The sequence below is a fragment of the Asaia sp. VD9 genome, from assembly GCF_037150015.1.
In the GTDB taxonomy this organism is placed as follows: domain Bacteria; phylum Pseudomonadota; class Alphaproteobacteria; order Acetobacterales; family Acetobacteraceae; genus Asaia.
Map to the genome: position 1 here is coordinate 202,314 of NZ_JBBCQM010000002.1, position 26,905 is coordinate 229,218.

The 26,905-nt window shown below is 60.6% G+C and carries 21 protein-coding genes and 1 pseudogene; 17 read left to right on the forward strand and 5 right to left on the reverse strand.

Annotated features, from left to right (window positions below):
• Positions 1–69: 69 nt before the first annotated feature.
• A complete protein-coding gene (locus tag WFJ47_RS03305) occupies positions 70–2,409 on the reverse strand; it encodes a TonB-dependent receptor domain-containing protein (RefSeq protein ID WP_336760859.1) in 2,340 nt (779 codons plus the stop codon).
• Between the two features lie 219 nt (positions 2,410–2,628).
• On the opposite strand from WFJ47_RS03305, the gene WFJ47_RS03310 reads away from it, so the two are divergent.
• Together WFJ47_RS03310 and WFJ47_RS03315 are read left to right on the forward strand one after the other, a co-directional pair.
• Positions 2,629–3,819: an SMP-30/gluconolactonase/LRE family protein gene (locus WFJ47_RS03310; RefSeq protein WP_127100480.1), complete on the forward strand. Its 1,191-nt coding sequence runs from the start codon at positions 2,629–2,631 to the stop codon at positions 3,817–3,819.
• A 130-nt stretch (positions 3,820–3,949) separates the two neighbouring features.
• Entirely contained in the window at positions 3,950–4,354 is a 405-nt protein-coding gene (locus WFJ47_RS03315) for a hypothetical protein (protein ID WP_336760861.1), read from the forward strand.
• Positions 4,355–4,560: 206 nt separating this feature from the next.
• Here the strand turns inward: WFJ47_RS03315 and WFJ47_RS03320 are convergent.
• From WFJ47_RS03320 to minC, 4 genes and pseudogenes are all read right to left on the reverse strand, one after another.
• Positions 4,561–4,929, reverse strand: a pseudogene (locus WFJ47_RS03320) (YidB family protein); the annotation flags it as partial.
• Positions 4,930–4,956: 27 nt separating this feature from the next.
• Complete coding sequence (gene minE / locus WFJ47_RS03325; RefSeq protein WP_127100476.1) at positions 4,957–5,229, reverse strand: cell division topological specificity factor MinE; 273 nt, start codon at positions 5,227–5,229, stop codon at positions 4,957–4,959.
• Positions 5,226–6,041, reverse strand: coding sequence for a septum site-determining protein MinD (gene minD, locus WFJ47_RS03330; protein WP_127100474.1), 816 nt, complete (start codon positions 6,039–6,041; stop codon positions 5,226–5,228). The genes minE and minD overlap by 4 nt, the downstream gene beginning before the upstream one ends.
• A 113-nt stretch (positions 6,042–6,154) precedes the next feature.
• Positions 6,155–6,913, reverse strand: coding sequence for a septum site-determining protein MinC (minC, locus tag WFJ47_RS03335; RefSeq protein ID WP_233581928.1), 759 nt, complete (start codon positions 6,911–6,913; stop codon positions 6,155–6,157).
• Between the two features lie 98 nt (positions 6,914–7,011).
• Here minC and WFJ47_RS03340 point away from each other — a divergent pair, with 98 nt between their 5' ends.
• From WFJ47_RS03340 to rpoB, 15 genes are all read left to right on the forward strand, one after another.
• Entirely contained in the window at positions 7,012–7,680 is a 669-nt protein-coding gene (locus WFJ47_RS03340; RefSeq protein WP_127100472.1) for a glutathione S-transferase family protein, read from the forward strand.
• Between the two features lie 15 nt (positions 7,681–7,695).
• Positions 7,696–8,874: an aminoacetone oxidase family FAD-binding enzyme gene (locus tag WFJ47_RS03345; RefSeq protein ID WP_336760862.1), complete on the forward strand. Its 1,179-nt coding sequence runs from the start codon at positions 7,696–7,698 to the stop codon at positions 8,872–8,874.
• A 144-nt stretch (positions 8,875–9,018) separates the two neighbouring features.
• Positions 9,019–9,555 carry a type 1 glutamine amidotransferase domain-containing protein gene (locus WFJ47_RS03350; RefSeq protein WP_336760864.1) on the forward strand — a complete coding sequence of 179 codons (537 nt, stop codon included), beginning with the start codon at positions 9,019–9,021 and terminating at the stop codon, positions 9,553–9,555.
• A 49-nt stretch (positions 9,556–9,604) separates the two neighbouring features.
• Positions 9,605–9,931 carry a hypothetical protein gene (locus WFJ47_RS03355; protein WP_233581927.1) on the forward strand — a complete coding sequence of 109 codons (327 nt, stop codon included), beginning with the start codon at positions 9,605–9,607 and terminating at the stop codon, positions 9,929–9,931.
• A 266-nt stretch (positions 9,932–10,197) separates the two neighbouring features.
• Complete coding sequence (locus WFJ47_RS03360) at positions 10,198–11,430, forward strand: DNA recombination protein RmuC (RefSeq protein WP_408868608.1); 1,233 nt, start codon at positions 10,198–10,200, stop codon at positions 11,428–11,430.
• 47 nt (positions 11,431–11,477) lie between these two features.
• Complete coding sequence (locus WFJ47_RS03365) at positions 11,478–12,203, forward strand: response regulator transcription factor (RefSeq protein WP_336760866.1); 726 nt, start codon at positions 11,478–11,480, stop codon at positions 12,201–12,203.
• Positions 12,190–13,608, forward strand: a complete 1,419-nt coding sequence (locus tag WFJ47_RS03370) for a HAMP domain-containing sensor histidine kinase (protein WP_336760867.1) — start codon at positions 12,190–12,192, stop codon at positions 13,606–13,608. The genes WFJ47_RS03365 and WFJ47_RS03370 overlap by 14 nt, the downstream gene beginning before the upstream one ends.
• Before the next feature lie 233 nt (positions 13,609–13,841).
• Positions 13,842–17,012: an efflux RND transporter permease subunit gene (locus WFJ47_RS03375; RefSeq protein ID WP_336760868.1), complete on the forward strand. Its 3,171-nt coding sequence runs from the start codon at positions 13,842–13,844 to the stop codon at positions 17,010–17,012.
• Positions 17,009–18,292 carry an efflux RND transporter periplasmic adaptor subunit gene (locus tag WFJ47_RS03380; RefSeq protein WP_336760870.1) on the forward strand — a complete coding sequence of 428 codons (1,284 nt, stop codon included), beginning with the start codon at positions 17,009–17,011 and terminating at the stop codon, positions 18,290–18,292. The genes WFJ47_RS03375 and WFJ47_RS03380 overlap by 4 nt, the downstream gene beginning before the upstream one ends.
• Positions 18,289–19,911, forward strand: coding sequence for an efflux transporter outer membrane subunit (locus tag WFJ47_RS03385; protein WP_336760872.1), 1,623 nt, complete (start codon positions 18,289–18,291; stop codon positions 19,909–19,911). Before WFJ47_RS03380 ends, WFJ47_RS03385 begins: the two co-directional genes overlap by 4 nt.
• A 103-nt stretch (positions 19,912–20,014) precedes the next feature.
• Positions 20,015–20,449: a 50S ribosomal protein L11 gene (gene rplK, locus WFJ47_RS03390; protein WP_025885428.1), complete on the forward strand. Its 435-nt coding sequence runs from the start codon at positions 20,015–20,017 to the stop codon at positions 20,447–20,449.
• A 4-nt stretch (positions 20,450–20,453) separates the two neighbouring features.
• Positions 20,454–21,146 carry a 50S ribosomal protein L1 gene (gene rplA / locus WFJ47_RS03395; protein ID WP_264814532.1) on the forward strand — a complete coding sequence of 231 codons (693 nt, stop codon included), beginning with the start codon at positions 20,454–20,456 and terminating at the stop codon, positions 21,144–21,146.
• Positions 21,147–21,439: 293 nt separating this feature from the next.
• Complete coding sequence (gene rplJ / locus WFJ47_RS03400; RefSeq protein WP_062165691.1) at positions 21,440–21,958, forward strand: 50S ribosomal protein L10; 519 nt, start codon at positions 21,440–21,442, stop codon at positions 21,956–21,958.
• Positions 21,959–22,036: 78 nt separating this feature from the next.
• Positions 22,037–22,411: a 50S ribosomal protein L7/L12 gene (rplL, locus tag WFJ47_RS03405; protein ID WP_023979011.1), complete on the forward strand. Its 375-nt coding sequence runs from the start codon at positions 22,037–22,039 to the stop codon at positions 22,409–22,411.
• A 238-nt stretch (positions 22,412–22,649) separates the two neighbouring features.
• Positions 22,650–26,825, forward strand: a complete 4,176-nt coding sequence (gene rpoB, locus WFJ47_RS03410) for a DNA-directed RNA polymerase subunit beta (protein ID WP_023979010.1) — start codon at positions 22,650–22,652, stop codon at positions 26,823–26,825.
• Positions 26,826–26,905: the final 80 nt, after the last annotated feature.

A 26,905-nucleotide genomic window follows, 5' to 3' on the forward strand; every position in this document is an offset into this window, starting at 1 on the left:
AGATTTCTATGAGGCCCTGCTTTGCGTCCCCTCTAGGCAGGAGACGCGTTTCCTATCGATAGCGCCGTCCTAGAATCGCTGCGAAATCCCTGTCAAAATCGTGCGGCGCAGGCCGTATTGTGGTGCTCCCACGCCTACGCCCGACCCGTCGCGGATCTGATAGCTCTTGTCGAACAGGTTGAGCACATCCAGACGCAATTCCGTGCGCTTGAGGAACGGCACCTGGAACAGATCCTTGAAGGATTGCACGAGCGAGAGATTGAACGTGGCGTAGATGGGCACGGAACGTCCATTGGGGGTGAGCCCGTCAGCGCGCAGGCCGCTGCCATAGACCATCGAGGCTGAAACCCGTGTGGGATGGCCGGTATGGTAGAAGAAGGAATAGCTCCCCCCTGCGGACGCCGTCCAGCGCTGGTCATGATCGAGATGAATCCAGCGATGCGCGGTGTAGGCGAGGTCGTCCGGGTCCATCGTCCATTGTGCGGTGGTGATGTCCTTTCCGATGGCGCGCGACCAGGCGGCATTGCCATAGAGCGAAATCGGGCCGTGCTCGTAATTGGTCGAGAGCTCATAGCCATTGACCTGACCACGGCGATAATTGAACGCCGAGAGAATGATCGGTGCGCCGAACTGCCCCTCATCGATCATGTTCTTGGCAAGTTTCACATAGGCGTCGAAAGACGCATGCCAGCCCGGCAGCAGGGACTGGGTCACACCCGCGTCGAAATAATGGTCGCGCTCGGCCTTGACCGTGTAGTTCTGCAGCGTCTGAGGCTCGTTCGAGGTGCCAACGAATTTGCTGAGCGAGGTGTTGGACACGAGCTCGAAGGGCGGTGGGGTGAAATAGCGGGAATAGCCAGCATGAAGCACGCCCCCCCGCCAGGCACGCCATACGATGTTCAGACGCGGGCTGACCTGCTTGGAGTGGGTGTATTCATCCACACCGTCGAAGCGCACTCCGTAATTGATGGTCAGGTTGTGCACGGGACGCCATTCGTCCTGCGCATAGAGCCCATACATCCAGCCCGTGCGCCCGCTGCCGTCATGCACATTGGTGGTGGTACCGTCATAGATGGGCGTGCCGTCATCCTCGGCGCCGGTCTGCTGATAGACAACCGAGTCCGTTTTCGAGCTGTTGCGTTCGATATACACCTGATAGCCGAAACGCACCGTATGCTGCCGGCTGGCACGCCATGTCACGTCCGTCTGTGAGCCAGTGGAAAAGACGGATCGCGCGGCCTGCTGACTGATGCCGTTATAGACGAGGTCGCCCAGCGGATCCGGAGAATAGCCGAGCGACGAATAGCGGGTCATGATCGAGCTTTGCAGGCTGACCTTGCCCATATCCTTCTGCAGCGAAAGAATGCCGAAATCGGTGATTTCTTTCTGGCGCTCATTAAGGCTGGCGCTGTCCACGCTGCCATAGACCTCTTGTGACAAAGAGGAGTCCAGGAAGCTGGGATTGGCGAATTGCCGTTGCTGGCCTGGGTTGTTGGGAAGCTGATACTGCGCGTTCGAGACGCCGCCTGTCAGGCTGATACGGGTGTTCTCATCGGCCGTGTACCGCAGATGCCCGAGCGCGTGATACTGGTTGCTCAGATCATGGATGGGGTTGAAGCTCGAGGTCGGGTTTTCGACGCCAACGCGGTTATGCACGAAATCGCCTGTGGCGAAGAAATCCCACTTCCCGGCGTGCCCGCCATATTGCAGCGATGGGAAGAAATAGTCGCGCGCGCCGCCATAGATCGAGGCATCGCCGCCCGGATCGGCACTGCCGTTCTTGGTGGTGATGTCAATCACACCAGCTTGCAGAAAACCGTATTCGCTGGGGAGCGCACCTGTGGTGAGCGAGGCGGAATGGGCAAAGCGCGTCATGAGCGCCTGCCCGAACACGCTCAGACCTTCCGGTAACTGAACGCCGTCCAGGCGGAACTGCACCTCGTTATGATCGCCGCGCACATGGATCTGGCCGAAGCTGTCCTGCGCTACACCAGGGGCCTGAAGCAGCAAGGTGTTCAGCGGGGCGTTATCGCCACCTGGATTGGTCTCGATATCGCGCCGCGTGAAGCGATAGGTCGTGGCACCGGTCGAGGATTGCAGGGATGAGCGGATTTCATCGAGGCGCGCATTGACGATGATATGTTCCTCATGGCTCGCCTCGCTATCCGCTGGTGAGACCGCGCCGTGATTGTCAAATGACGTGCGTGAGCCGCTATCAGCTGCCTCCTTGGGGGGCGGAACCGCCGGGCTTTTGGGGGCGGTGGGGTGTGCTTTGGGGGCGAGGGGCGTGCCGCGCTGTGCATCACGGGCGTTCGCAGCGGCAGAATGCGCGCGGGCGGGCAGGGTCAGGGCGATGACGGAGCAGGACAGGAGCAGGCCGGCCGACCACAGGGAGCGGGGTGACATCATGACAATCCAACAGGCTGGGAACGGAATATATCGGCTTCGTTCCTATTCTGTATGATATAACATAACAATAGTGATCAGGGTGTCGATGTCCCTCTATTGCAGAGTGTGACAAATTGGCGACAGGCCACAAGCTCATGAAAAGCATTTTAGAGAGGAAGCTACCGCCTCAGCCCGGCGTTCGTTGAAAACCTATGCATTCCCGACTGAGGTCATCTCGCCATGAAGCGTCGATCCTTTCTTTCCGCTGCCTCTCTTGCGCCTGCGATGGGGTTGGTAACGCCCGCTCTCGCAGCAGGAAACGCCGATGACGGCACGAGTTCATCGGGAGATTTTGACATTGTGGCGCGTTTCGACGGTCCGGGCCCATCGGGTGTGGCGGTGCTGCCCAATGGGCGCATGTTCGTAAGCTTTCCGCGCCACGCGGATAATCACCCTGGGGCGACGCTGGGCGAAGTCAAGGACGGGGCTATCGTCCCTTACCCTTCAGATGCGCTGAGCCTTCCCTCGGAAAAGGCGCCTGAGGACAGGCTGATGTCGGTGCATGGGATTACCTCTGACACGGCGGGACGTCTCTGGGTGATTGATGACGGCAAGCTGGCGGGCCATGATATTCCCGAAGGGGCGGCAAAGATCCTGTGTATCGATCCGGCGCAAGACAAGGTGGTGCACAAGATTTTGCTCGAGGCGCCGGTGATGCGGCGCGACAGCCATATGAACGATTTGCGTGTGGCCCTTTCTGTCGGGGCCAAGGGAACTGTTTTCGTGACCGACTCCTCTTTTGGCACGGAGCCCGCACTGATCGTTGCTGACATCGCCACGGGGCGCACCAAGCGTGTACTGGCCCACCACCCCTCGACCCAGGCTGTGCCCGGCTTCATGGCGATCGTCGAAGGCGAGCCCAGACGTTACATTCCCCATCATCCCCAGATGGTATCAGGCGGGGCCGATGGCATAGCTCTTCTGCCCGATGAGTCCCGGCTTTATTACGCGCCTCTTACAAGCCGGCGACTGTACAGTATCTCGGCAGCGACCCTTGCCGACCAGACCCTGTCTGATGAGGAGTTGGGTGCCCAAATACGTGATGAGGGTGAAAAGGGGACTGCAGACGGGCTCTGCTTTGACCGTCATGGACGGCTTTACACCACGAATTACGAGCATGACTGCATTTTGCGCCGCGATCCGGACGGAGCGATTTCCATGGCCGTACGTGACGCCCGCATTCTCTCACCCGATGGGATCTGTGCGACTGCCGACTGGATCTATTGCACATTGGGGCAGTGGAATCGCCTGCCCTCGTTCAATGATGGGCAGAACCGCCGCAAGCCCCCTTATCTGCTGATCCGGTTCCCGGTCGAGCCACCTAGGCCGCTCGATGCCAGTCCCCAAACCGTCGCGCATATGCACGGTTGACGCCGTCCGCCTGTCTGTGGGCAAATCATCGGGTTCAATCTAGCGCGGAGTTGAGCTGCTCATCGTCTGGCGTCGTGATCCAGTTCAGGGCAGTTCCACGCGATCTGGGGGAGGGAACGGAAAAGACGCTATGAGCGTAGCTCTTACTGTTCTGTTGTTATGGGCTTTCATGAGCGTGTCCCGGGATACGCCGACAGGCCAGCTCCTGCGTCGATGGATGGTAGACTTACCCGCAAAGGCACTGAACCGCCTCAGACGCTGGCATCTGATGCTCGGTGTGGGGCTGATCGGGCTCGGGTGCCTGCTGATCTGGTATGGAGGGAATGACGGGCTGCGTGTTGCGAGCATGACCCTTCCCGATATGTTCTCATGGTTCACTACCATCGAGGTCAGTACTTATTTCGATGTTCTCACAGCGCTCGTTGCCGCATCCCTGCTAACCAAGGTGAGGAGCACATGGGTCGTCATCGAGACAAGCCTACTGCGATTTTGGCGGAGGGCCCGGGGTAGCGCGTCTGGGAGTCGGAGGGAGTAGGTCAGGTAGCCGGGGCGCTGACGGGTCACGCGTCATGCGTGGAACGGCCTCGCTCACCGGGGTGAAGTCCTATCCGGTGACAGAAAAGCCGAAGCAATTGTCGAATCACATCACTGAAATCACAGGATCAAACCGGTAGAAAAATCGGCAGGATAAGCCCGGATCATGGCCTGGCTTATCCTTATCCTTATCCTGATTATGGCGGGTCAGGCGGCCGGTGGCGCCTCGCCTTGCTCGCTCGTGTGATGATCGATCACGGAAGGCAGAAATTGAGCCAGGGCAGGCAAGAGGGCGCCTGCGGGCAGGCCCGTCTTGGAGACCAGCATCTGCACCTGCTCGTCCGTCAGCAGGGCGCGCAGTTCATCTGCGGAAATGGGCAGGTTCTCACCGGAACCAATCCAGGAGCGTACCTTATCCTCCAGACCAGCGCGCCGCGCCTGATCCATCAGTGTCTGGATGCCCTGCTCACTGGTGAGATATTCACCAATGCTGCCTCCCAGCTTCTCCTTGAGCTTGTCCCCCACGGAACCGAGGGCGGAATTGATCATCGAACCGAAAAAACCGCTCAAATCCTGTCTCCGATTATGCGCTGGCCCTTGGGCTCAGGCCGAGCGTCGTGTTTCCTTGTCGATCTGCGGCATTTCGATATCGATCTCGAGCACCGAGCATCCATCGAGGCCACCATCGAGCTTGACCTGAACCTTGTCCTGATCGACCGCTACATGACGCTTGATCACTTCAAGGATCTCGCGATGTAACTGGCTGATCAGCTCCGAGTTGCCATTTCCGGAGCGTTCATGGGCGAGCAGAATCTGCAGGCGGTCGCGGGCGACAGCGCTTGTATTGCGCTTGGTGAAAAGTCCGAACAGGCTCATGCGACCCTCTTCTTGAACAGCCAGTCGAGCAGCCCCTTGCGCTCAAGCGGGACCTGGATCTCGAGCTTCTCGCCCTGGAGGCGACGCGCCGCGTCGAAATAGGCGCGCGCCGGGGCTGATTCGGGGTTCGAGAGCGTGACGGGAGCGCCGACATTCGAGGCGCGCAGCACTTCCTCACTTTCGGGCACGATGCCCAGGAGCGGGATGGAGAGGATTTCGAGCACGTCTTCCGTGTTCAGCATCTCACCCTTGGCGGCACGCGACGGGTCGTAACGGGTCATGAGGAGGTGCTTCTCAACCTTCTCGCCGTTCTTGGCCTTTTCGGTCGTGCTGTCGAGCATTCCGATGATGCGGTCGCTGTCGCGCACCGAACTGACTTCCGGATTGGTCACGACCACCGCGATATCGGCGTGATACATCGCCATCTGCGCGCCACGCTCGATACCGGCCGGGCTGTCGCAAATGATCCAGTCGAACTTGTCACGCAGTTCCTCGATGACCTGAGCCACGCCTTCGGCGGTCAGGGCATCCTTGTCGCGTGTCTGCGAGGCAGGAAGGATCGAGAGCGTTTCGACACGCTTGTCACGAATCAGGGCCTGGGAGAGCTTGGCATCGCCCTGGACCACATTGATGAAGTCGAACACGACGCGGCGCTCGGCGCCCATCACCAGGTCAAGATTGCGCAGACCGACATCGAAATCGATCACCACGACATTCTGACCCGACTGGGCGAGAGCGGCACCCAGTGCTGCTGTCGTGGTCGTCTTGCCGACCCCGCCCTTACCGGATGTGACTACCAGCACCTTAGCCATGTGCGCTCCACCAAAACTCAAACGGAAACCACCGCAATCCCTATGGTGCGGCCAATTTAATACTAATGAGGAATGGGTTCGCGCCGCAATCGCCAGAATGCAAATAGTTCCGTTCAGGCGAGTTTTGTCACCGTTACACGGTCCTCAGTGAGCAGGGCCTGGGCGGGCTGGTCGTGCAATCCCGCCTCGATTTCTTCGGCGATCATGTAAAACCCGTCGATGGCGAGCAATTCGGCCTGCATCCGGCTGGCAAAGATACGCGCACCGGGCTGTCCGCCGACCCCGGCGATCGCCCGTCCGCGCAAGGCGCCATAGACATGAATGGACCCACCCGCGATGAGTTCCGCGCCCGAGGCGACCGACCCAAGGACCACGATATCGCCATCCAGATGCATGATGCTCTGGCCCGAGCGTATGGCCCGATCGACAATCAGGCTCTCGGCACGCTGGGTCGAGGGCAGGACCGGCTCCGGCGCCTCGCCCGTCTCGGTCGTGGCTTCGGGAAACTCGACACTGCCACTGGCTCGGCCGCCTTCAAGCGACGCAGGCCATTCCCAGTCCTGAAGCTGCGCCCAGCTTCTGTCAGCGCCTTCGAGGCCGATCATGTGGATGCCGCGCGCGACCAGTTCTTCCTGCAATTGATCGAGTCCTTCGGCATCCTGCGCGACGAGCCCCAGATCGAGAATCACGGGACGACCGGCGAAGAAACCGACCGAGCGGGCAATCTGGTTGTCGAGACCCGAGAGCCATTCGGTCAACGGTGCCTCGGGAGAGAGAACGAGCGCCAGAAAGGAGCGCCCGCGTGCCCGGATGCGCATGGGCGCTCTGGCGGGCGCGGGGTCGATATCGGCGCGGGTCGTCTGGTCTGTCATCGTCTGGAAATGCTCTGGGGGATCAGGGGCGGAAATAGGGGCTGGGCGAGGGGTCAGCTCTCTTGCTTCGCAACAGGGCAGACGCTTAAGAATACAGCATGCGCATTTTGTATCATCTGCCGCTCTCGCCGCAAAGTCGTCAGGTCAGGCTCGTTCTTGCCGAGAAACGGTTACCCTATGAGCCCAAGACGGAAAAAGTCTGGGAAAACCGTCCCGATTACCTCGCGCTCAACCCTGCGGGCGATGTGCCTTTGCTGGTTGAGGAGAACGGGCTATCGATTCCGAATGCGTGGGTGATCTGCGAGTATCTCGAGGAGGCCTATCCCGATACGCCCCTGATGGGACGGACTTTGGCCGAGCGCGTGGAAGTAAGGCGTCTCATGGCTTGGTTCGAGGGCAAGTTCGGCCATGAAGTCTCGCGCAATCTTCTGGGTGAAAAGGTGGACAAGCGCCTGGCAGGGCGCGGTAATCCCGATGGTACGGCGCTGCGCGCAGGCTATGCCAATATGCGTTTTCATCTGGATTATATCGGGTGGCTGGCCGAGACGCGTGCCTGGCTGGCGGGCAATATGCTCTCCATGGCGGATTTTGCAGCGGCTGCGCATCTTTCATGCCTCGATTATATTGGCGATATCGACTGGTCCAAGGCCCCTGCAGCAAAGGACTGGTATGCGCGCATGAAATCGCGTCCCAGCTTCCGCTCCCTGCTCAATGACCGGGTTAACGGGTTCAACCCGCCCGCGCATTATGCCGATCTTGATTTCTGATAAGGCCGGATATCTATGAGCGAGGTTTTTGACGCAGCCATTCTCGGCGCGGGAGCGGCGGGGCTTATGGCTGCTGCGACGGCGCGCAAGGGCGGAGCATCCGTCGTAGTGCTCGATCACGCTGCCGAACCGGGACGCAAGATCCTGATTTCCGGGGGTGGCCGCTGCAATTTTACCAATCTGGATGCGAAGGCCGAGAATTTTCTCTCCGCCAATCGGCATTTTATGCGCTCGGCCCTGGCGGGCTATACGCCGCGTGACTTCCTCGCACTGGTCGAGCGGCATGGGATTGGCTGGCAGGAAAAGGCGGCAGGCCAGCTTTTCTGCTCGGAGTCCGCGCGGGATATCGTGAGCATGCTGCTGCATGAGGCCGAGGGCTGCACCTTGCGCTTCAACACCACCATACGCGGTGTGACGGCAGGCGACGTCTTTCGTGTCCAGACCGATGCGGGCGAGGTACAGGCGCGCGCGCTCGTGCTCGCCACGGGAGGGCTCTCCATCCCCAAGCTTGGGGCTTCGGACTTGTCCTTGCGGATTGCGCGGCAATTTGGCCTGGAGATCGTCAGGACCGTGCCCGGGCTGGTGCCACTCACGCTCGAAACGCCGCTGCCTGAGCTGGCGGGCGTCTCGCTGCCGGTACGGGCCAGCATTGGCAAGACAGGTTTTACGGACGGTATGGTCTTCACCCATCGTGGGCTGTCCGGCCCCGCCATCCTGCAGATTTCCTCCTACCAGGACGGGCCGCTCGATGCCCCCGCCATCGACATGATGCCAGGGCGCGATGCACGCAGCGCGCTGGGCGAGATCAAGAAGGCCCGTCCGCGTGCCGAGCCCACTTCGCTCCTGCAGGATCTGCCACAACGTCTCGCCCGGCATATTGCGAGTAACACCCTGGCCGATCTCGAGTGCACGCTCGCCAATCTTCCCGACAAGCGGATCATCGCTCTGGCGGAGCAGATCGGACGGTGGCGGCCGCGTCTGTCGGGTACAGAGGGCTATGCGAAGGCCGAGGTGATGAAGGGCGGTATCGATACGCGTGCCCTTTCTTCCAAGACGCTCGAATCCCGCGACGTGCCAGCCCTTTTCGCCATAGGCGAGGCGGTTGACGTGACGGGTTGGCTGGGTGGCTATAATTTCCAGTGGGCCTGGTCCAGCGGCGTCGCTGCCGGAAGGGCGATTGCCACAAGGCGGTAAGCGCAGGCCCTGCCAGGCAGGTCAGTTCCAGCCGCGTAGACCCTTCAGCCGGATTGCGGGATGGTAGAGCGAACCGCCACGCGTGTGCCGCGTCTTGGCATGACGATCATATCCGCCCGGTCCAGGGCATAAGGAGTGCGTTTCATGAGTCAGTGCATTGCCATCCTTGCCACGAACGGGGTCGAGGAATGTGAGCTTGTCGAGCCCCGCAAGGCCCTCGAGGGTGCTGGTTTCAGGACCATGGTGGTCTCTCCTGCGAAAGGGGAGATTCAGGCCATGGAAGGCGACGTGACGCCCGCGTCGAAAATCGCGGTCGACGCCACGATCGGTGAGGCCGCCGATCTCGATTTTGCCGGTATCCTGCTGCCTGGTGGGACCACCAACCCGGACGCGCTCCGGATCGATGAAGCCGCGATTGCATTCCTGCGCGGCTTCGTCGCGCAGGATAAGCCGATCGCCAGTATTTGCCACGGCGCGTGGACGCTGATCGAGGCCGGTGGGGTAAAGGGGCGCACCCTGACTTCCTGGCCCTCACTGCAAACCGATCTTCTCAATGCCGGGGCAAAATGGGTGGATCGCGAAACCGTAGTGGATGGCAATCTGCTCACATCGCGCAATCCGGATGATCTGCCCGCCTTCTGTGCGACGCTTGTTACGCAATATCGTGACAAATCTGCCTGAAAACCGCCCTTATTCTCGGTCGTTCTGCGCTTCAAGGAGGCCGTGTGTCATGACTGGCCGTGTTCTGCCGAGGCAGAGCGCGGTCGTTCGGGAGCCGGCCCGCAAACAAAGAGGTAATGATCCGATGAATGCTCCCGCACCGTTCCGCCGTTCCGCCCGTATCCTGGGAGGGCTCGCGGCTCTGTCGCTGCTGGCCGCCTGTTCCGGCACGGCGGCCCCGGGGCCGACCCCGCCGGGGATGCAGGTGGTCGGCTATGGCTATACCTGCAAGGCCGGGATCTACACCTGCAAGATGCCCACACAGGTGCCGCTCGGTAACCCCTGCTCCTGCCCGGGGATTGGTGCAGCCTCCTATGGCAACATCCACCAGCCCTGATCTGACAGCCGCCCTCCCATGATGGGCCAGGACCCGTCCTGGGATATGGGGCCACGTGGAGGCGGTCCTCGGCAACTGCGTTGAATTGCACGTCGAGGCCTGGTCCCTGGGAGCCAGGCGATCGCAGCTGCCGCAGCGCTCAAGACAATCTCAACGTGAGGCTGGTCGCGCGCCCGCGATGATGGGTTCAGAGGCGCGCCGCGCGGGAAACGACTTTCGTCATTCCTATTTTGTTCTTATACTCGGAGCAGAATACGGAGCCCGAATTGTCGCAGGATTTCTTCAGTTTTTTTCCTTGGCTCGTTGCCGCGCTTGCGCTGGCCGTGGCCGTTTTTCTCTGGTCCCGCCTCTCACGGCGTGGGACAGATCGTGACCTGCTCTCGCGCATCTATGTTCTGCTCGAGCGTGATGCCGCCGAGCGCGGGGCCGAGAGCGATTTCCATCGCACGGCCTTGATGGAAACCGAGCGCGTTCTTGTCTCACGTCTCGAACAGCAGCGCACCGACGTAGCGGACAGGCTGGCCACGCTGAGTCAGCGTCTGGGGCAGGATCTGTCCGAATCCAGACTGGCTCAGGGCGAAACGCTCCGTGAAATGATGCGTGAGAATGCCGAGCAGCTGACCCAGATCCGGGCCTCGGTCAGTGAGCAGTTGCACGTGACGGTCGAAAAGCAGATGCAGACCTCTTTCCAGCGCGTCGTCGAGCAGATTGCGGCCATGCAAAAGGCCATCGGCGAGGTCTCTGCGGTCACCGCCCAGATCGGCGATCTGAAGCGTCTGTTTGGTAATGTGAAGACGCGCGGCGGCTGGGGGGAGGCACAGCTGCGGGCCATCCTCGACGATATCCTGCCTACCGGGTCCTATGACAGTAATTTCCGGATCGGTGAGGGGAGTGAGACGGTCGAATTTGCCCTGCGTATGCCCGTGCGTAGCGCCGTGCCGCCCCGACTTGCGATCGACAGCAAGTTCCCGACCGAAGCCTATGAACGCCTGCTTGATGCTGTGGACCGTACCGACCCGTCAGCCGAGCGCATTGCGCGCCGTGCTCTCGATAATGCCGTGCGCCTTGAGGCGCGCAAGATTGCCGAGAAATATATTCACCCGCCGCTGACTGTGGAGTTCGCCGTCCTCTATCTGCCGACCGATGGGCTCTATATGGAGGTCGCCCGTATACCGGGGCTGATCGATGAGGTGGGGCGTATCCATAGGGTCATCGTCATGGGGCCGTCGCTTATCCCCGCCCTGCTGCGCACCGTTCATCTCGGTTATGTGACCCTGGCGCTGGAGGAGCGCACCGATGCAATTGCGCGGCTTCTGGGGCTCACCCGCCAGGAGATGCTGCGCATGGATGGCGTGCTCGAAAAACTCGCGCGTGGCGCAGGTGCCATGAGCAATACCATCGATGAGGCGAGACGGCGTACCCGCGTTCTGGGGCGCAAGCTTCGTGGTCTTGACGGGCAGGTTCCGGGTGACGACCTTGAAACACTGGACGAGCTTTAAGCGGAATTTACTATCGAAACGGGCCATGTTTCGGCACAGAGGACATCATGATACCGGATCACAGCCCCTCTACTGTCCCGCTCGAGGTGCCTTCCAAGGCGCGTATCCTGTTCGTCGAGGATGACGATACACTGGCGAAAGAGGTGGTTGAGGAGCTCGCGGCGCGCGGGTTTTCGGTTTCCCACGTTTCGACGGGTCAGGCCGGTCTCGAGGCCGCGACGAGCGAAGTCTATGACCTCCTGGTGCTCGACCGCATGCTGCCACTGCTCGATGGGCTCTCCGTGATCGAGAAGCTGCGCGCTCAGAATGTCCAGTCCCCTGTCCTCGTTCTCTCCGCGCTTTCCGCTGTGGATGATCGTGTAACCGGGCTCAAGGCCGGTGGAGATGACTATCTGACCAAGCCTTTCGCCATGGACGAGCTGGTCGCGCGTATCGAGGCGCTTTTGCGCCGCCCGAATGACACCCGCGCCACGACATTACGCGTTGGTCCGCTGGATATGGATCTGATTGATCGCACCGTGACGCGCGATGGGCGTGACATCGAGTTGTTGCCAAGGGAATTCCGGCTGCTCGAATATCTGATGCGCCGCCCCAATCAGGTTCTGACACGCACCATGCTCCTGGAGGATGTGTGGAATTACCGCTTCATCCCCCAGACCAATCTGGTCGATGTTCATATCGGCAAGCTACGGCGCAAGGTCGATGGCACGGGTGAGACGCCCCTGATCCACAGTATCCGCGGATCGGGGTTCATGCTGCGTGTCTCTCACTGATACGTCACGCTTCGGCGTTTTCCGCACAGCCACGTTCCGGCTGACCCTGGCCTTTGTGGCCGCCATCATTGGCGGCATGGTGCTGCAATTCGTTCTGCTTTTCGTGCAGATGACGCATTTCGAGTCCGAACGCTCCAGCGGTATTCTCCATCGCGAGGCTGATGTGCTGGTGCAGGAGACACCCGAACGTCTTGAATATCAGGTGCGTGAGCGGGCCAGCAACGAATTACGCGTGGTGATCAACTGGGTCGGGCTGTTCGACGGGCATTACCATCATATCGCAGGCGATCTGAAGGCATGGCCCGAGGGGTTGACCGTGGATGGCAAGGTCCATCGCCTGACGCTCTCTCCCACCGATGACGCGCCTTATGAAATGCGGTTTCTCGCTGTAAAGGTGCCGGGCGGCCGTATTCTGGTGCTGGCGCATTCGCTGCATCTGCTCTCCGAACTGCATTACATGATACGCCCTGGCGCACTGCTTTCGGTCTTCCCTGTGGTGATGTTCGCGTTATTGACGGGGGTCGTGCTCAGCCACCGCGCCTTGGCGCGCGTCAAGACCATGCACGAGGCGATAGACCGCATCATGCAGGGCGATGTGCATGAACGTCTGCCTGCCGGGCGTGAGCGCGACGAACTCGAGCGTCTTGCCGGGTCGGTCAATCGCATGCTGGACCGCCTCGAGCATCTGATGGATGAGATACGCGATGTGGGCAATGACATCGCCCATGACCTGCGGACACCGCTTTCACGAGTGAGGGCGCGGCTCGAGAGGGCGACATCGAGCCCGCATGACGCGGATTACCTGAATTCCGTCATCGAGCAGGCGACCCAGGATCTGGACCAGTGTTTCTCGGTCATCACGGCGCTCTTGCGTATCGGCGAAATCGAAAACGGTCGGCGTCGTGCGGGATTTGCCTATGTGAATCTCGGCGATCTGGTGGCCGATATCGTCGATCTGTATGAGCCGATAGCCGAGACGAATGGTCTCGTCCTGACCAGTCTGGTCGTAGCCGCTCCCGCGAGTGATGCGCTCGTCACCTTCGGGGATCGCGATCTGCTCGTCGAGGTTCTCGCCAATCTTCTCGATAACGCCATGAAGTTCACCCCGTCGGATGGGCACGTCACCGTGTCGGTGACGCCTGGTCCGGGCGTGATCAATCTGCGCGTCGCGGATACCGGTATCGGTATTCCGGAGGCGGAACGAGAGGCCGTGCTGGGGCGTTTCTATCGCTCGGATAAAAGCCGTCACGTGCCGGGGAGCGGGCTCGGACTCAGTCTGGTCATGGCGATCCTGCGCCTGCATGGTGTCGAGCTGGCCATTGCAGATGGCGATGGGACCGCGGCGACCAGGGGGTGCGCGTTCGAGATGATCTTTCAAGCCTCCAGCAGTCCAGAGCCCGCCTGATCCGCGCCCGGTCCCGTATACAGGCTGGGCAGGTTGTGACAGCACGATGAAAGGTCGTTCCAGAACGGAACTTAAAAGGAATTTTCCTTGTCGCCCCCGGCTGGATTTGTATGTCTGGCTGTAACAGAAAAAGGAACCTGCTTGATGATATCGGGAAACGGATGGAGTCACTCCATGCCGGGCTACGCGCACAGGCATAGGGTGGTGGCCGGACTGGGTGATGGGTCGATGGCATGAATCAGGTTGTCATCACCGCGCTCAAGCGCCCCTATACCTTCGTTGTCCTGTCCATCTTCATCGTGATTTTCGGCGTCAGATCGGTCATCAAGACGCCGACCGACGTGTTCCCGAACATCAATATTCCGGTCGTTGCGATCGTGTGGTCGTATCTGGGCCTCATGCCCGAGGATATGTCCGGGCGTGTGGTCTATTATTACGAGCGCACCCTGACCACGACGGTCAATAATATCGAGCATATCGAGAGTGGCTCGTATTACGGGCGTGGTATCGTCAAGGTCTATTTCCAGCCCGGTACCGATACCTCCGTGGCGCAGACACAGATTACCTCCGTGTCGCAGACCGTCATCAAGCAGTTGCCGACCGGCGCCACGCCGCCGCTTATTCTGGCCTATAATGCGTCTTCCGTGCCGGTCCTGACGCTTCAGATCAATTCGGACAAGCTGAACGGCTCCGAATTGTACAACATGGCCTCCAACCTGATCAGGCCTCAGCTCGTTTCCGTGCCCGGCGTATCGATCCCGAACCCTTATGGAGGGCTCGCGCCTTACATCACGGTGGATATCGATCCCTCCAAGCTGATGGCGCATAACCTCTCGGCAGTGGATGTCAGCACGGCGCTGAACAAGCAGAATATCGTGCTGCCCGCTGGCGATCAGCGTATCGGACCGTTCGACTACATGGTGCGCACCAACGCACAGCCGCGCGAGGTCGAGACTTTCAATAACCTGCCGCTCAAGCAGGTGGGCAATGCGGTGGTCTATCTGCGCGACGTGGCCCATGTGCATCGCGGCGGCCCACCACAGGCCAATATGGTGCTGGTGAAGGGGCGTCAGGCCGTCATGATGGTCATCATGAAAAGCGGCGATGCCTCGACGCTCGACGTGGTGGCTGGCGTGAAGAAGCTGCTGCCTCAGGTGATCGAGACCCTGCCCAAGGGCACGAGCATCAAGATCCTGACCGATGCCTCAGGCTTCGTGAAGGATTCGGTCGAGGACGTGGTGCGCGAAATGATTATCGCTGCGCTGCTGACCTCTCTCGCCGTGTTGCTCTTCCTTGGGTCGTGGCGCTCGACCCTGATTGTGGCGACGTCCATTCCGCTCGCCATTCTCTGCTCGGTCATCGGATTGAGTCTCGCCGGGCAGTCCATCAATGTGATGACGTTGGGCGGTCTGGCCCTGGCGGTCGGTATCCTTGTCGATGACGCCACCGTCATGATCGAGAATATCGACGCCCATCTTGAGATGGGCAAGGATCTGGAAATGGCCATCATCGATGCGGCCAATCAGATTGTCGTGCCGACCTTCGTTTCCACCACCTGTATCTGTATCGTCTGGTTGCCGCTTTTCGAACTGACCGGCGTTGCGGGGTGGCTGTTCATGCCGATGGCCGAAGCCATCATCTTCGCCATGATCGCCTCTTTCATTCTGTCACGAACCCTTGTGCCGACCATGGCCAACTGGATGCTGGCCGCGCAGGTGGCCGCCCATGAACGTGGCGATGACGGCAGGGAGCCCGGCTTTTTCGGGCGGTTCCAGCGCGGCTTCGAGAGCGGGTTTTTCCGCTTCCGTGAGCGCTACAAGATTGTGCTGGGTGGCCTGATCGAGGAGAGGAAGAAATTCGTCCCGTTCTTCATGGCGGTGTCGATCCTGTCCTCGGGGCTTTATTTCTTTGTCGGCGAGGATTTCTTCCCCGAGATCAAATCCGGCACCCTGCAACTGCATATGCGCGCGCCCATCGGGACGCGTCTGGAGGAGTCCGGCAAGATATCCGTGCTGATCGAAAAGAAGATGCACGAGATTCTGCCCGGTCAGATCGACGCGGTGCTGAACAACTGTGGTCTACCTTTCTCACAGCTCAATCAGGCCTTCATCCCAACCCCGACCGTGGGCACCGAAGATTGTGATATCACGGTCTCGCTCAAGAACGACGAGAGCCCGACGGCCGAGTATCGCCGCAAGATCAGGGCCGGGCTGATCGAGGCTTTTCCCGGAACGCAGATCACTTTCCAGCCCGCCGATCTGACCGCGAAGATCCTGAATTTCGGTTTGCCCGCGCCGCTCGACGTGCAGGTGGTGGGACGCGATCTCTACGGCAATTTCGCCTTTGCCAAGAAGCTGCGTCGCAAGCTGGCGACCATTCCGGGCATCACGGATGTGTCCATCCAGCAGCCCATGACCCAGCCGACGCTCAGCATCAACGCCAAGCGCAGCTTCGCGCTCGGTACCGGCATCACCGAGCAGAATATCGCGCAGAACGCGCTGGTTGTGCTTTCGGGCAGTGCGCAGGTGGGGCAGGTCTATTACCTGAACAGCTCGGGCGTGGCGCAGCTCATCGATGTGCAGACCCCGGCAAACTACCTCCAGACACTCAATGATCTGAAGACGGTGCCGATTGATCGTGGTGACGGCAACCCGACGAACGCCCAGCCTCAGCTTCTGGGCGCGCTCTCCGAGATCGAGCAGACGGGCACCCCGGCGGAAGTTGCGCATTACAACATCATGCCCGTGTTCGATATCTACGCCGCGAACGAGAATATCGATCTCGGCACAGTGGCACGCTCTGTGCAGGACGTGGCGGATTCGATGAAGTCCGAGTTGCCGCGCGGCTCGCATCTGGTGGTGCGCGGTCAGGCCGTGACGATGACCGATGCCTATTCGCAGCTGATCATTGGTCTCGCGATGTCGATCACGCTCGTCTATCTGATCATCGTTGTGAACTTCCAGTCCTGGCTCGATCCGTTTGTCATCATCACGGCGTTGCCGGGTGCGTTGGGCGGCATCGCCTGGAGCCTGTTCCTGACCCATACCTCGCTTTCGGTGCCCGCATTGACGGGGGCCATCATGTGCATGGGTACAGCCACGGCCAATGCCATTCTGGTGGTGTCCTTCGCGCGTGAGCGTATGGAGATCCATGGGGATGCGCTGAAAGCCGCGCTCGAGGCCGGGTATGAACGTATTCGCCCGGTCCTGATGACGGCACTCGCCATGATCATCGGCATGGTGCCCATGTCCATGAGCAATTCCGACAACGCCCCGATCGGCAAGGCCGTGATTGGCGGATTGATTGTAGCCACAGCAGCGACGCTCCTGTTCGTCCCCTGCGTTTTTGCCATTGTCCATTACAGAAAGCCGCATGAGCGCGGCGATGAGGGAGCCCACGCATGACCCAGCACCCGAAAACAGGTGCCGAGCAGAACCGCAAGCGGGGCCGCCTCATCATTCTCATCGTGCTCGGTATCGCTGTTCTGATTGCGGCATGGGGTATCATCGGGCGCTCGATGCATTACAGCACCCTGCGTGAGGAAGCTGACGATAATGCGCGCGCGCGCGTCAGCCTCATCAACCCGCAGCCGGGACCGGCAGAGCGTCATCTCGACCTGCCTGCCAATTTGGCCGCCTGGTATCAGGCGCCGATCTATGCGCAGGTCTCCGGCTATGTGAAGATGTGGTACAAGGATTACGGCGCCCATGTGAAATCTGGCGACCTGCTTGCCGAGATCAGCACGCCGAGCCTCGATGCACAGTTCGAAGCCGCCAAGGCCAACTACAATGTCGTTCTCGCGCGTTACAAACTGGCCGTCATCACGGCCAAGCGCTGGGCGGATCTGCGTGACACTCAGGCTGTGTCCCGTCAGGAGGTCGACGTGCAGGCCGCCAATGCCGCCGCCCAGAAGGCGCAGGTCGATCAGGCACAGCATGAGGTCGAGCGTTTCGAGGCACTCGAGAACTTCAAGCGTATCGTGGCGCCCTTCGATGGCATCGTGACGTCGCGTCTCGTCAATGTGGGCGATTACGTCAATGCGGGTGGCGGGGACCTGAATTCGCGCGGCAATGCCTCCGAACTCTTCACGGTGGCGGATACGCATCGCATGCGTGTGTTTGTTTCCGTCCCGCAGGATTATGCGGCGGTGATTTCGGACAAGCTTGCAGCCAAGCTGACCCTGCCGCAGTTTCCAGGGCGCGTTTATGACGCAAGCTTCCTTGCTACCGCGCAGGCCTTCAACGCGGCAACGCGCACGGTCACGACCGAGCTGGAACTCAGCAATGAGGATGGCTCACTCTGGCCCGATTCCTACGCGACCGCGCATTTCACGGCACCGGGCGAGCCGGGTGTTCTGATTGTGCCGGTCAATGCACTGATCTTCCGCGCCCAGGGCACGCAGCTCGCCACGGTGGTGGATAATCGCATCCACCTGATCGACGTGAAAACCGGCATCAATTATGGAATGACCATCCAGATTCTGGGGGGGATTGCCGCCAAGGATCAGATTGTGGCCAATCCCACGGCCGATATGCTCGAAGGGGATGAGGTGAAGGTGGTTCCCTCGACGCGCGGTTATAACGATGCAACGGCAGCCCCGCGCAAGAACGTTGCGCCTCAGCCGCATCAGCCTGCGCCCGAGGATGATGACGGTGGCAGCAGTGAGAACGGGGCGCGCCGATGAGAGGGTCTTCCACAAGACGTGCCCTGCGCGGGAGCATCGCCGGGGCCGTGTTCAGCCTCTCGCTCCTGTCTGGCTGCGACCTCGCGCCAAATTATCAGGCTCCCAAATTCATCTACCCCGATGGGTGGAAAGGGAAAGGCGTCTTGGTAGATGCCCGACCAGCTGATGACGTGCCCAAGGGAAAATGGTGGGAGGTGTTCCACGATGCCCAGCTGAACGCCCTTGAGGAGAGGATGCTGGCGTCGAACCCTGACCTTCAGGCTCAGGCGGAGATCTTCACCCAGTCACGCGATATCGCGCGAGAGACCGAGGCGCAGCTTGCCCCGCAACTCAATGGCTCTGCGGGGATGTCGAACAACAAGACATCGCTCACGCGTCTGTGGCGCGGCAATACCGCGACTTCGCCCACGACCGAGTCGAGCGTCTTCTACAGTGGTGCGGCGACCTGGGAGCCGGATTTCTTCAGCCGTATCCGCAATTCCACACGCATGCAGAAGAACATGGCTCAGGCCAGTGCGGCGGATTACGCCAATCTGCGCCTGATGCTCGAAGCCGAACTGGCGTCCAATTATCTCGGTCTGCGTGGGCTTGATGCCCAGTATGCGGTCTATGCCGACTCCATCCGCTATTATCAGACTGCGGTGAAAATCACCCAGCTGCGTCAGGCTGGCGCGATTGCGGCCGGGCTGGATGTCTCACGCGCCGAGAACCAGCTTTTTGCGACCATGGCGTCACAAAGCAATGTACGCGCCCAGCGTCAGGTGCTGGAACATGCCATAGCGGTAATGGTGAACACCGTGCCGGGCAGCTTCCATATCGCTCCCTCCACGACGCAGGTCCTGCCTTATTCCATCCTGCGTATTCCGAGCGGTCTGCCCTCGCAGCTTCTCGAACGTCGCCCCGATATCGCTTCTGCCGAGCGTAATCTTGCGGCTAATAGCCGGGCGATCGGTGTTGCGCGTGCCGCTTTTTATCCTGACGTCACCTTCAGCCTGAATGGTGGTTTCATGAATAACGGCTTCGACCTGGCCAGCCTCGGGAATTCCATGTGGAGCTACGGGGTGCAGGCGGTTGAGCCGCTTTTTACGGGCGGTCTACGTCGTGCCGCCTTGCAGCGCGCCTGGGCCCAATACCGCGAGAGCGCCGATCGATATCGCTCGACCGTGCTCTCGGCCTTTCAGGATGTGGAGGACGGTCTGTCCCAGACCAGCGCCTTCGCAGATCAGCAGAAGCAGCAATATGCGGCCGTTGATGCGGCCCTACGCACACAGCGCATGACCATGGCCCTCTATACGGGCGGCTTGACCAACTACCTCGATGTGGTTGTGGCGCAGCAGGCGGCTCTTGTGGCGCGTATTGACGCGGTTCAGGCCCAGACCATCCAGCTTCAGGCCAGCGTGCGCCTGATCAAGGCTCTGGGCGGTGGCTGGGATCGTTCGGCATTGCCCTCGATCAAGTCCATCGATCCGATTGGTGTGCTGCAATATGACGGGCTGCATCATCCGCGCCCGGCGGGTGACGTGGATACGCGCACAGGACCCGGGGACCAGAATCTGAGCGGCGGTGACGCGGTGGGAGCGAGCACGAAAGGCTTGACAGCCCCGGCTCAGGGGCGGTAAGGGGCCGCTCCCATTCGGAACGCGGGAGAGGCGTAAGCGATCGCAGGATCGGCAACGCCTCACTGGAACCGCGGTTCGGGCAAACCATTGAGGAGTCCCGGATATGGCCAAAAAAGTAGTTGGCTACATCAAGTTGCAGATCCCGGCCGGCAAGGCGAATCCGTCGCCGCCAGTCGGTCCGGCCCTGGGTCAGCGCGGCCTGAACATCATGCAGTTCTGCAAAGAGTTCAACGCCAAGACGCAGACTCTCGAGCCCGGCATGCCGATCCCGGTCGTTATCACGGCCTATGCGGATCGTACGTTCAGCTTCGTCACCAAGACCCCGCCGAACACCTACTTCCTGCTCAAGGCTGCCAAGGTCTCCAAGGGCAGCCAGACGGTCGGCAAGTCTGCCGCTGTTGGCTCCGTCACGACCGCGCAACTGCGCGAGATCGCTGCAGAGAAGTTCAAGGACATGAACGCCAATGACATCGACGGCGCTGTGCGCATGCTGGCCGGTTCGGCCAAGTCGATGGGTCTGAACGTGGTGGAGGGCTGATCCTATGGCCAAGAACAAGAGGCTGAACGCCGCCCGCGCGACGGTCGACACCGACAAGCAGTATGACCTGTCCGCAGCCGTTGCCCTGGTCAAGGGCAATGCGAAGGCCAAGTTCGACGAGACCATCGAAATCTCGCTGAACCTTGGCATCGATCCCCGTCACGCTGACCAGATGGTCCGTGGTCTGATCTCGCTGCCGAACGGCACGGGCAAGACTCTGCGCGTTGGCGTTTTCGCTCGTGGCCCCAAGGCTGAAGAAGCCAAGGCAGCCGGTGCGGAAGTCGTCGGTGCGGAAGACCTGGCCGAGAAGATCCAGAACGGTGAAATCGAGTTCGATCGCTGCATTGCGACCCCGGACATGATGGCACTGGTCGGTCGTCTGGGTAAGATCCTCGGCCCGCGCGGCCTGATGCCGAACCCCCGTCTGGGCACGGTGACCATGGACGTGAAGGGCGCCGTTCAGGCAGCCAAGTCCGGCCAGGTCGAATACCGCGCCGAGAAGGCCGGTATCATCCATGCTGGCGTTGGCAAGGCTTCCTTCGGTGAAGATAAGCTGGTCGAGAACATCAAGGCTCTGGTTGATGCCGTCCAGAAGGCACGTCCGACCGGTGCCAAGGGTACCTATCTGAAGAAGGCAGCCCTGTCTTCCACGATGGGCCCGGGTGTGCGCGTCGACGTGGCGTCGTTCACGGCCTGATTTGAGAGATGACACCGCGCGGCCTGGCCGTGCGGTGGCGCAGGGGCGGGGATATTTCTCCGCTTCCGAACCTGTCCGAGACCGGGCGTGCTGTTCTACGGAACAGCCTAAGGGATCCTGAGAGGGATCCGCGAGCGGGAGACGGGGCGCCAGCAGACAAGGGTAGGGCAACCTGCCGGAATGCTGGGTTCCGATTGAATGGACAGGCGAGCGGTACTTTTCCGATTGCGGGGAAGTGCCATGGGTAACCCGGTCTGGAAGCCAAAATTTCCGGACTGACGAGGAGAATGGATTTGGACCGTCAGGAAAAACGGGCCTTCGTCGAATTCCTCGCCAACGTGTTCAACAGCACGTCCATGGTTGTCGTGACCGAAAACAAAGGTCTCACGGTAGCTGATGTGACGGAGCTGCGTCGACGCGTTCGTGCGGCGGGTGCGACGTACAAGGTTGCGAAAAACCGGCTGGCCAGCCTCGCTCTGCATGGGACCCAATTCGACGGGATTCTTCCGCTGCTGAAGGGCCCGACCGCGCTTGCGTGGTCTGAGGATCCGGTTGCAGTCGCGAAGGCGATCGTCGAGTTCGCCAAGACGAATGAGAAGCTTGTGGTGCTCGGTGGCGCCCTTGGTAGCCAGACGCTTGATGCGAATGGTGTCAAGGCTCTTGCCGCGCTGCCGTCGCTGGATGAACTGCGTGCGCAGCTGGTGGGTATGATTTCTACCCCCGCTACGCGTATCGCAGGTGTTGTCCAGGCTCCGGCCGGCCAGCTTGCTCGCGTTTTCGGCGCCTATGCCAAGACCGGCGAAGCCGCCTGAATTGTCTTACGCAGCACCGCTCCTCTTCAGGAGCGCGGGTTGTGAATCGAAAACCAGTTACCATATAGGACCATCATCATGGCCGATCTGAACAAAATCGTTGACGAACTGTCCGCTCTGACCGTTCTCGAAGCTGCTGAACTCTCGAAGCTGCTCGAAGAGAAGTGGGGCGTTTCCGCTGCTGCTCCGGTTGCCGTTGCTGCTGCTGGCCCGGCCGCTGCCGCTGCTCCTGCTGAAGAGCAGACCGAGTTCACCGTGATCCTCGCCGAAGCCGGCGACAAGAAGATCAACGTGATCAAGGAAATCCGTGGCATCACGGGCCTGGGTCTGAAGGAAGCCAAGGACCTGGTCGAAGGCGCTCCGAAGACCGTCAAGGAAGGCGTTTCCAAGGACGAAGCAGCCAAGATCAAGAAGCTGCTTGAAGACAACGGCGCCAAGGTCGAAGTCAAGTAATCAAGCCCACGAACCGCGCTTCGCCCCCGGGCGGAGCCGGTTGTGGATTGAGACAGGTCAGGGCGGAAATCCTTTTGGGTTTCCGCCCGATTTGCCGTTGCAGACAAACCCTGTATAAGGGCCGGTTGTCACGCAACAACTTTACGAATTCACGGTGCCGGTCGTTCCGGTCGCCCGCCATGTCAGGTTTCCTGGCGTGTGGACGACCCGAAGGTCTGGTGCGAGAGGGCAGGGATAGATGAACGCAATCACCAAATCGTTCACAGGACGCAAGCGGATTCGCAAGAGCTTCGGGCGGATCCCCGAAGTTGCGCCGATGCCCAACCTGATTGACGTGCAGCGCGCGAGCTATGAGACGTTCCTTCAGATGAACGTGGCGCCTGACAGCCGTCAGCAGACGGGTCTTCAGGAAGTGTTCCGGTCGGTTTTCCCGATCAACGATTTTGCGGGACGTGGCCGTCTCGAGTTCGTTTCCTATGAACTCGAAGAGCCGAAATATGATGTTGAGGAATGCATCCAGCGCGGGCTGACTTTCGCCGCGCCGCTGAAGGTCATTCTGCGTCTCATCGTCTGGGATGTGGATGAGGATACGGGCTCACGCTCGATCCGCGACATCAAGGAGCAACCGGTCTACATGGGCGACATGCCGCTCATGACCGATAACGGCACCTTCATCATCAATGGCACAGAGCGCGTTATTGTCAGCCAGATGCATCGTAGCCCCGGCGTGTTCTTCGATCACGACAAGGGCAAGACGCATTCTTCCGGCAAGTATCTCTTTGCTGCCCGCGTCATCCCCTATCGCGGTTCCTGGCTCGATTTCGAATTCGATGCCAAGGACCTGATCTATGTGCGTATCGACCGCAAGCGCAAGCTGCCGGTCACGACCCTGCTCTACGCCCTCGAAGGCGAGCACTCCATCGCTGCCCGCGCCGCCAAGGCTGCAGAAGGCGGCGACGTCGAGGCTCTCGGTATTCGTGGCATGGATCAGGACGAAATCCTGGCCTATTTCTACGGCACGGTGCCGTTCACGCGCATGCCCAAGGGCTGGGCGCGTCCGTTCGATCCCGAGGCCTTCCGTGGCATGAAGCTGCTTGAGCCGCTTTATGACGCCGATACCGGTGAAGTGGTGGCCGAGGCCGACGCCAAGCTGACGGCGCGCATGTGCCGCAAGATCGCGGAAACGACCAAGGACGTGCTCGTCGGTCGTGCCGATCTGCTGGGCCGCTTCATTGCGCAGGATCTCGTCAACGAGAACACGGGCGAGATCTATGCCGAGGCTGGTGAAGAGCTGACCGAAGCGCGTCTCGAAGCCCTCGAGGAATCGGGTGTCACCGAGCTACCGATGCTTGCTGTCGACTCCTCGCATGGCCCGTGGATCCGCAATACACTGGCCGTGGACAAGAACAACCGCCGCGATGAAGCGCTGATCGATATCTATCGCATCATGCGCCCCGGTGAGCCGCCGACCCCGGAAACGGCAGAAGCCATGTTCCAGGGCCTGTTCTTTGATGCCGACCGCTACGATCTCTCGGCCGTTGGTCGCGTCAAGATGAATATGCGTCTCGAGGTCGATGCGCCGGACACCATGCGCGTTCTGCGCAAGGAAGACATCCTGCGCACCGTCAAGATCATGTGCGAGCTCAAGGACGGTCGCGGCCAGATCGACGATATCGACAATCTCGGTAACCGTCGCGTCCGCTCCGTTGGCGAGCTGATGGAAAACCAGTATCGCGTCGGCCTGCTCCGCATGGAGCGCGCCATTCGCGAGCGTATGGGTTCGGTCGATGTCGATACGGTCATGCCGCATGACCTGATCAACGCCAAGCCTGCCGCTGCTGCTGTGCGTGAGTTCTTCGGCTCGTCGCAGCTCAGCCAGTTCATGGACCAGACCAATCCGCTCTCCGAAGTGACGCATAAGCGTCGTCTCTCGGCGCTTGGCCCGGGCGGTCTGACCCGTGAGCGCGCCGGCTTCGAAGTCCGTGACGTTCATCCGACGCATTACGGCCGTATCTGCCCGATTGAGACGCCTGAAGGGCCGAATATCGGTCTGATCAACTCGCTCTCGACCTATGCCAAGGTGAACAAGTACGGCTTCATCGAGACGCCGTATCGCCTCGTGCAGGATGGCGTGCTGCAGGCCGGGTGGAAGTACCTCTCCGCCATGGAAGAGGACAAGCTGATCGTCGCCCAGGCTGATGCCGCGCAGGACAAGAGCACGGGCCGTCTGACCGACGAGCTGGTTTCTGTCCGTCGTTCGGGTGACTTCCGTCTTGTTCCGCCCGAGCAGGTCACGGCTTGCGACGTTTCGCCCAAGCAGCTCGTTTCCGTCGCTGCGGCGCTGATTCCGTTCCTCGAGAACGATGACGCCAACCGCGCATTGATGGGCTCGAACATGCAGCGTCAGGCCGTGCCGCTGGTGCGCGCCGATGCGCCGCTGGTCGGTACGGGCATGGAAGCCGCTGTGGCGCATGACTCGGGTGCGACCATCGTTGCCAAGCGCAATGGCGTGATCGACCAGATCGACGGTGCACGTATCGTTGTGCGTGCCACCGACGAAGCCGGGTCGACCCAGGGCGTCGATATCTATCGTCTGCGCAAGTACATGCGTTCGAACCAGTCCACCTGCATCAACCAGCGTCCGCTGGTACGCGTGGGTGACACGGTTCATGCTGGTGACATCATCGCTGACGGTCCGTCCACCGAGCTGGGCGAACTGGCCCTGGGCCGCAACGTGCTCGTCGCGTTCATGCCCTGGAACGGTTACAACTTCGAAGACTCGATCCTCATCTCCGAGCGTATTGCCCGTGATGACGTGTTCACCTCGATCCATATCGAGGAATTCGAGGTCATGGCGCGTGATACCAAGCTGGGTCAGGAAGAAATCACCCGCGACATTCCGAATGTTGGCGAGGAAGCCCTGCGCAACCTCGACGAGGCCGGTATTGTCTATGTCGGCGCCGAAGTTAACCCGGGCGACATCCTGATCGGCAAGGTCACACCGAAGGGCGAAAGCCCGATGACGCCGGAAGAGAAGCTCCTGCGCGCCATCTTCGGTGAAAAGGCGTCTGACGTTCGCGACACCTCGCTCAAGCTGCCCCCGGGCACGAGCGGCACGATCGTTGACGTACGCGTCTTTTCACGCCGCGGCGTGGACAAAGACGAGCGCGCCATGGCGATCGAGCGTGCCGAGATCGAGCGTCTGACCAAGGATCGTGACGATGAGCGCGCCATTCAGGAGCGCAGCTTCGTGGCCCGTCTGCGCGAGCGTCTGCTGAACCAGACGGCTGCGGCTGGCTTCAAGGGTATTCGTGCAGGCACCGTCATCACCGACGAGGTTCTGGACGAGCATCCGCGTGGCGCCTGGCGCAACATCACGGTCAGCGATGACAGCGTGATGTCCGAGCTGGAAACACTGCGCCGTGAATATGACGCTGCCGTTGGCAAGATTCAGGCCCGTTTCGACAGCAAGGTCGAGAAGCTGCAGCGCGGTGACGAGCTGCCGCCGGGCGTGATGAAGATGGTCAAGGTCTTCGTGGCTGTGAAGCGCAAGCTGCAGCCGGGTGACAAGATGGCCGGTCGCCATGGTAACAAGGGTGTCGTCTCGCGCGTCGTGCCAGTCGAGGACATGCCGTTCCTTGAGGATGGTACGCCCGTCGATCTCGTTCTGAACCCGCTGGGCGTGCCGTCGCGCATGAATGTCGGTCAGATTCTCGAGACCCATCTGGGCTGGGCCTGTGCCAATATCGGCCAGAATATCGGCAAGATTGCCGATGACTACCAGCGCACCGGTGAGCGCAAGCTCGAGCTGCTTGAGAGCCTGCGTGACGTCTACGGCGATGCCGTGTTCGAGAGCGATATCGCGACCCTGCCGAACGAGCAGCTTCTCGAGCTGACCGGTAACCTCCGCAAGGGCGTGCCGATCGCGACGCCGGTGTTCGACGGTGCGTCGATCCCGGATATCGAGGACATGCTGGTGAAGGCCGGTGTGGACAAGTCGGGCCAGTCGCAGCTGATCGACGGCCGTACGGGTGAGGCTTTCGAGCGCCGCACCACAGTCGGCTACATCTACATGCTGAAGCTGCATCACCTTGTCGACGACAAGATCCATGCCCGCTCGATCGGTCCGTACTCGCTCGTCACGCAGCAGCCGCTGGGTGGTAAGGCGCAGTTCGGTGGTCAGCGCTTCGGTGAGATGGAAGTCTGGGCTCTTGAGGCTTACGGTGCCGCCTACACCCTGCAGGAAATGCTCACGGTCAAGTCCGATGACGTTTCCGGCCGTACGAAGGTCTATGAGGCCATTGTGCGTGAGCAGGACGATTTCGAAGCCGGTATCCCCGAGAGCTTCAACGTTCTGATCAAGGAACTGAAGTCGCTCGGCCTGAATGTCGATCTGGAGCAGAGCGCAATCTGATGCGCTTTGTCTCCGCCTTTTCTGTGTTTGTTGCTAACGCGGGCGCGGCCGGCCTTCCGGCCCGCTCCGTGAAATGGGAT

Bases quoted from the DNA above. Each gene is read 5' to 3' on its own strand.
- WFJ47_RS03305 (WP_336760859.1), bottom strand. From the start codon at position 2,409: ATGATGTCACCCCGCTCCCTGTGGTCGGCCGGCCTGCTCCTGTCCTGC.
- WFJ47_RS03310 (WP_127100480.1), top strand. From the start codon at position 2,629: ATGAAGCGTCGATCCTTTCTTTCCGCTGCCTCTCTTGCGCCTGCGATG.
- WFJ47_RS03315 (WP_336760861.1), top strand. From the start codon at position 3,950: ATGAGCGTAGCTCTTACTGTTCTGTTGTTATGGGCTTTCATGAGCGTG.
- minE (WP_127100476.1), bottom strand. From the start codon at position 5,229: ATGAGCCTGTTCGGACTTTTCACCAAGCGCAATACAAGCGCTGTCGCC.
- minD (WP_127100474.1), bottom strand. From the start codon at position 6,041: ATGGCTAAGGTGCTGGTAGTCACATCCGGTAAGGGCGGGGTCGGCAAG.
- minC (WP_233581928.1), bottom strand. From the start codon at position 6,913: ATGACAGACCAGACGACCCGCGCCGATATCGACCCCGCGCCCGCCAGA.
- WFJ47_RS03340 (WP_127100472.1), top strand. From the start codon at position 7,012: ATGCGCATTTTGTATCATCTGCCGCTCTCGCCGCAAAGTCGTCAGGTC.
- WFJ47_RS03345 (WP_336760862.1), top strand. From the start codon at position 7,696: ATGAGCGAGGTTTTTGACGCAGCCATTCTCGGCGCGGGAGCGGCGGGG.
- WFJ47_RS03350 (WP_336760864.1), top strand. From the start codon at position 9,019: ATGAGTCAGTGCATTGCCATCCTTGCCACGAACGGGGTCGAGGAATGT.
- WFJ47_RS03355 (WP_233581927.1), top strand. From the start codon at position 9,605: ATGACTGGCCGTGTTCTGCCGAGGCAGAGCGCGGTCGTTCGGGAGCCG.
- WFJ47_RS03365 (WP_336760866.1), top strand. From the start codon at position 11,478: ATGATACCGGATCACAGCCCCTCTACTGTCCCGCTCGAGGTGCCTTCC.
- WFJ47_RS03375 (WP_336760868.1), top strand. From the start codon at position 13,842: ATGAATCAGGTTGTCATCACCGCGCTCAAGCGCCCCTATACCTTCGTT.
- WFJ47_RS03380 (WP_336760870.1), top strand. From the start codon at position 17,009: ATGACCCAGCACCCGAAAACAGGTGCCGAGCAGAACCGCAAGCGGGGC.
- WFJ47_RS03385 (WP_336760872.1), top strand. From the start codon at position 18,289: ATGAGAGGGTCTTCCACAAGACGTGCCCTGCGCGGGAGCATCGCCGGG.
- rplK (WP_025885428.1), top strand. From the start codon at position 20,015: ATGGCCAAAAAAGTAGTTGGCTACATCAAGTTGCAGATCCCGGCCGGC.
- rplA (WP_264814532.1), top strand. From the start codon at position 20,454: ATGGCCAAGAACAAGAGGCTGAACGCCGCCCGCGCGACGGTCGACACC.
- rplL (WP_023979011.1), top strand. From the start codon at position 22,037: ATGGCCGATCTGAACAAAATCGTTGACGAACTGTCCGCTCTGACCGTT.
- rpoB (WP_023979010.1), top strand. From the start codon at position 22,650: ATGAACGCAATCACCAAATCGTTCACAGGACGCAAGCGGATTCGCAAG.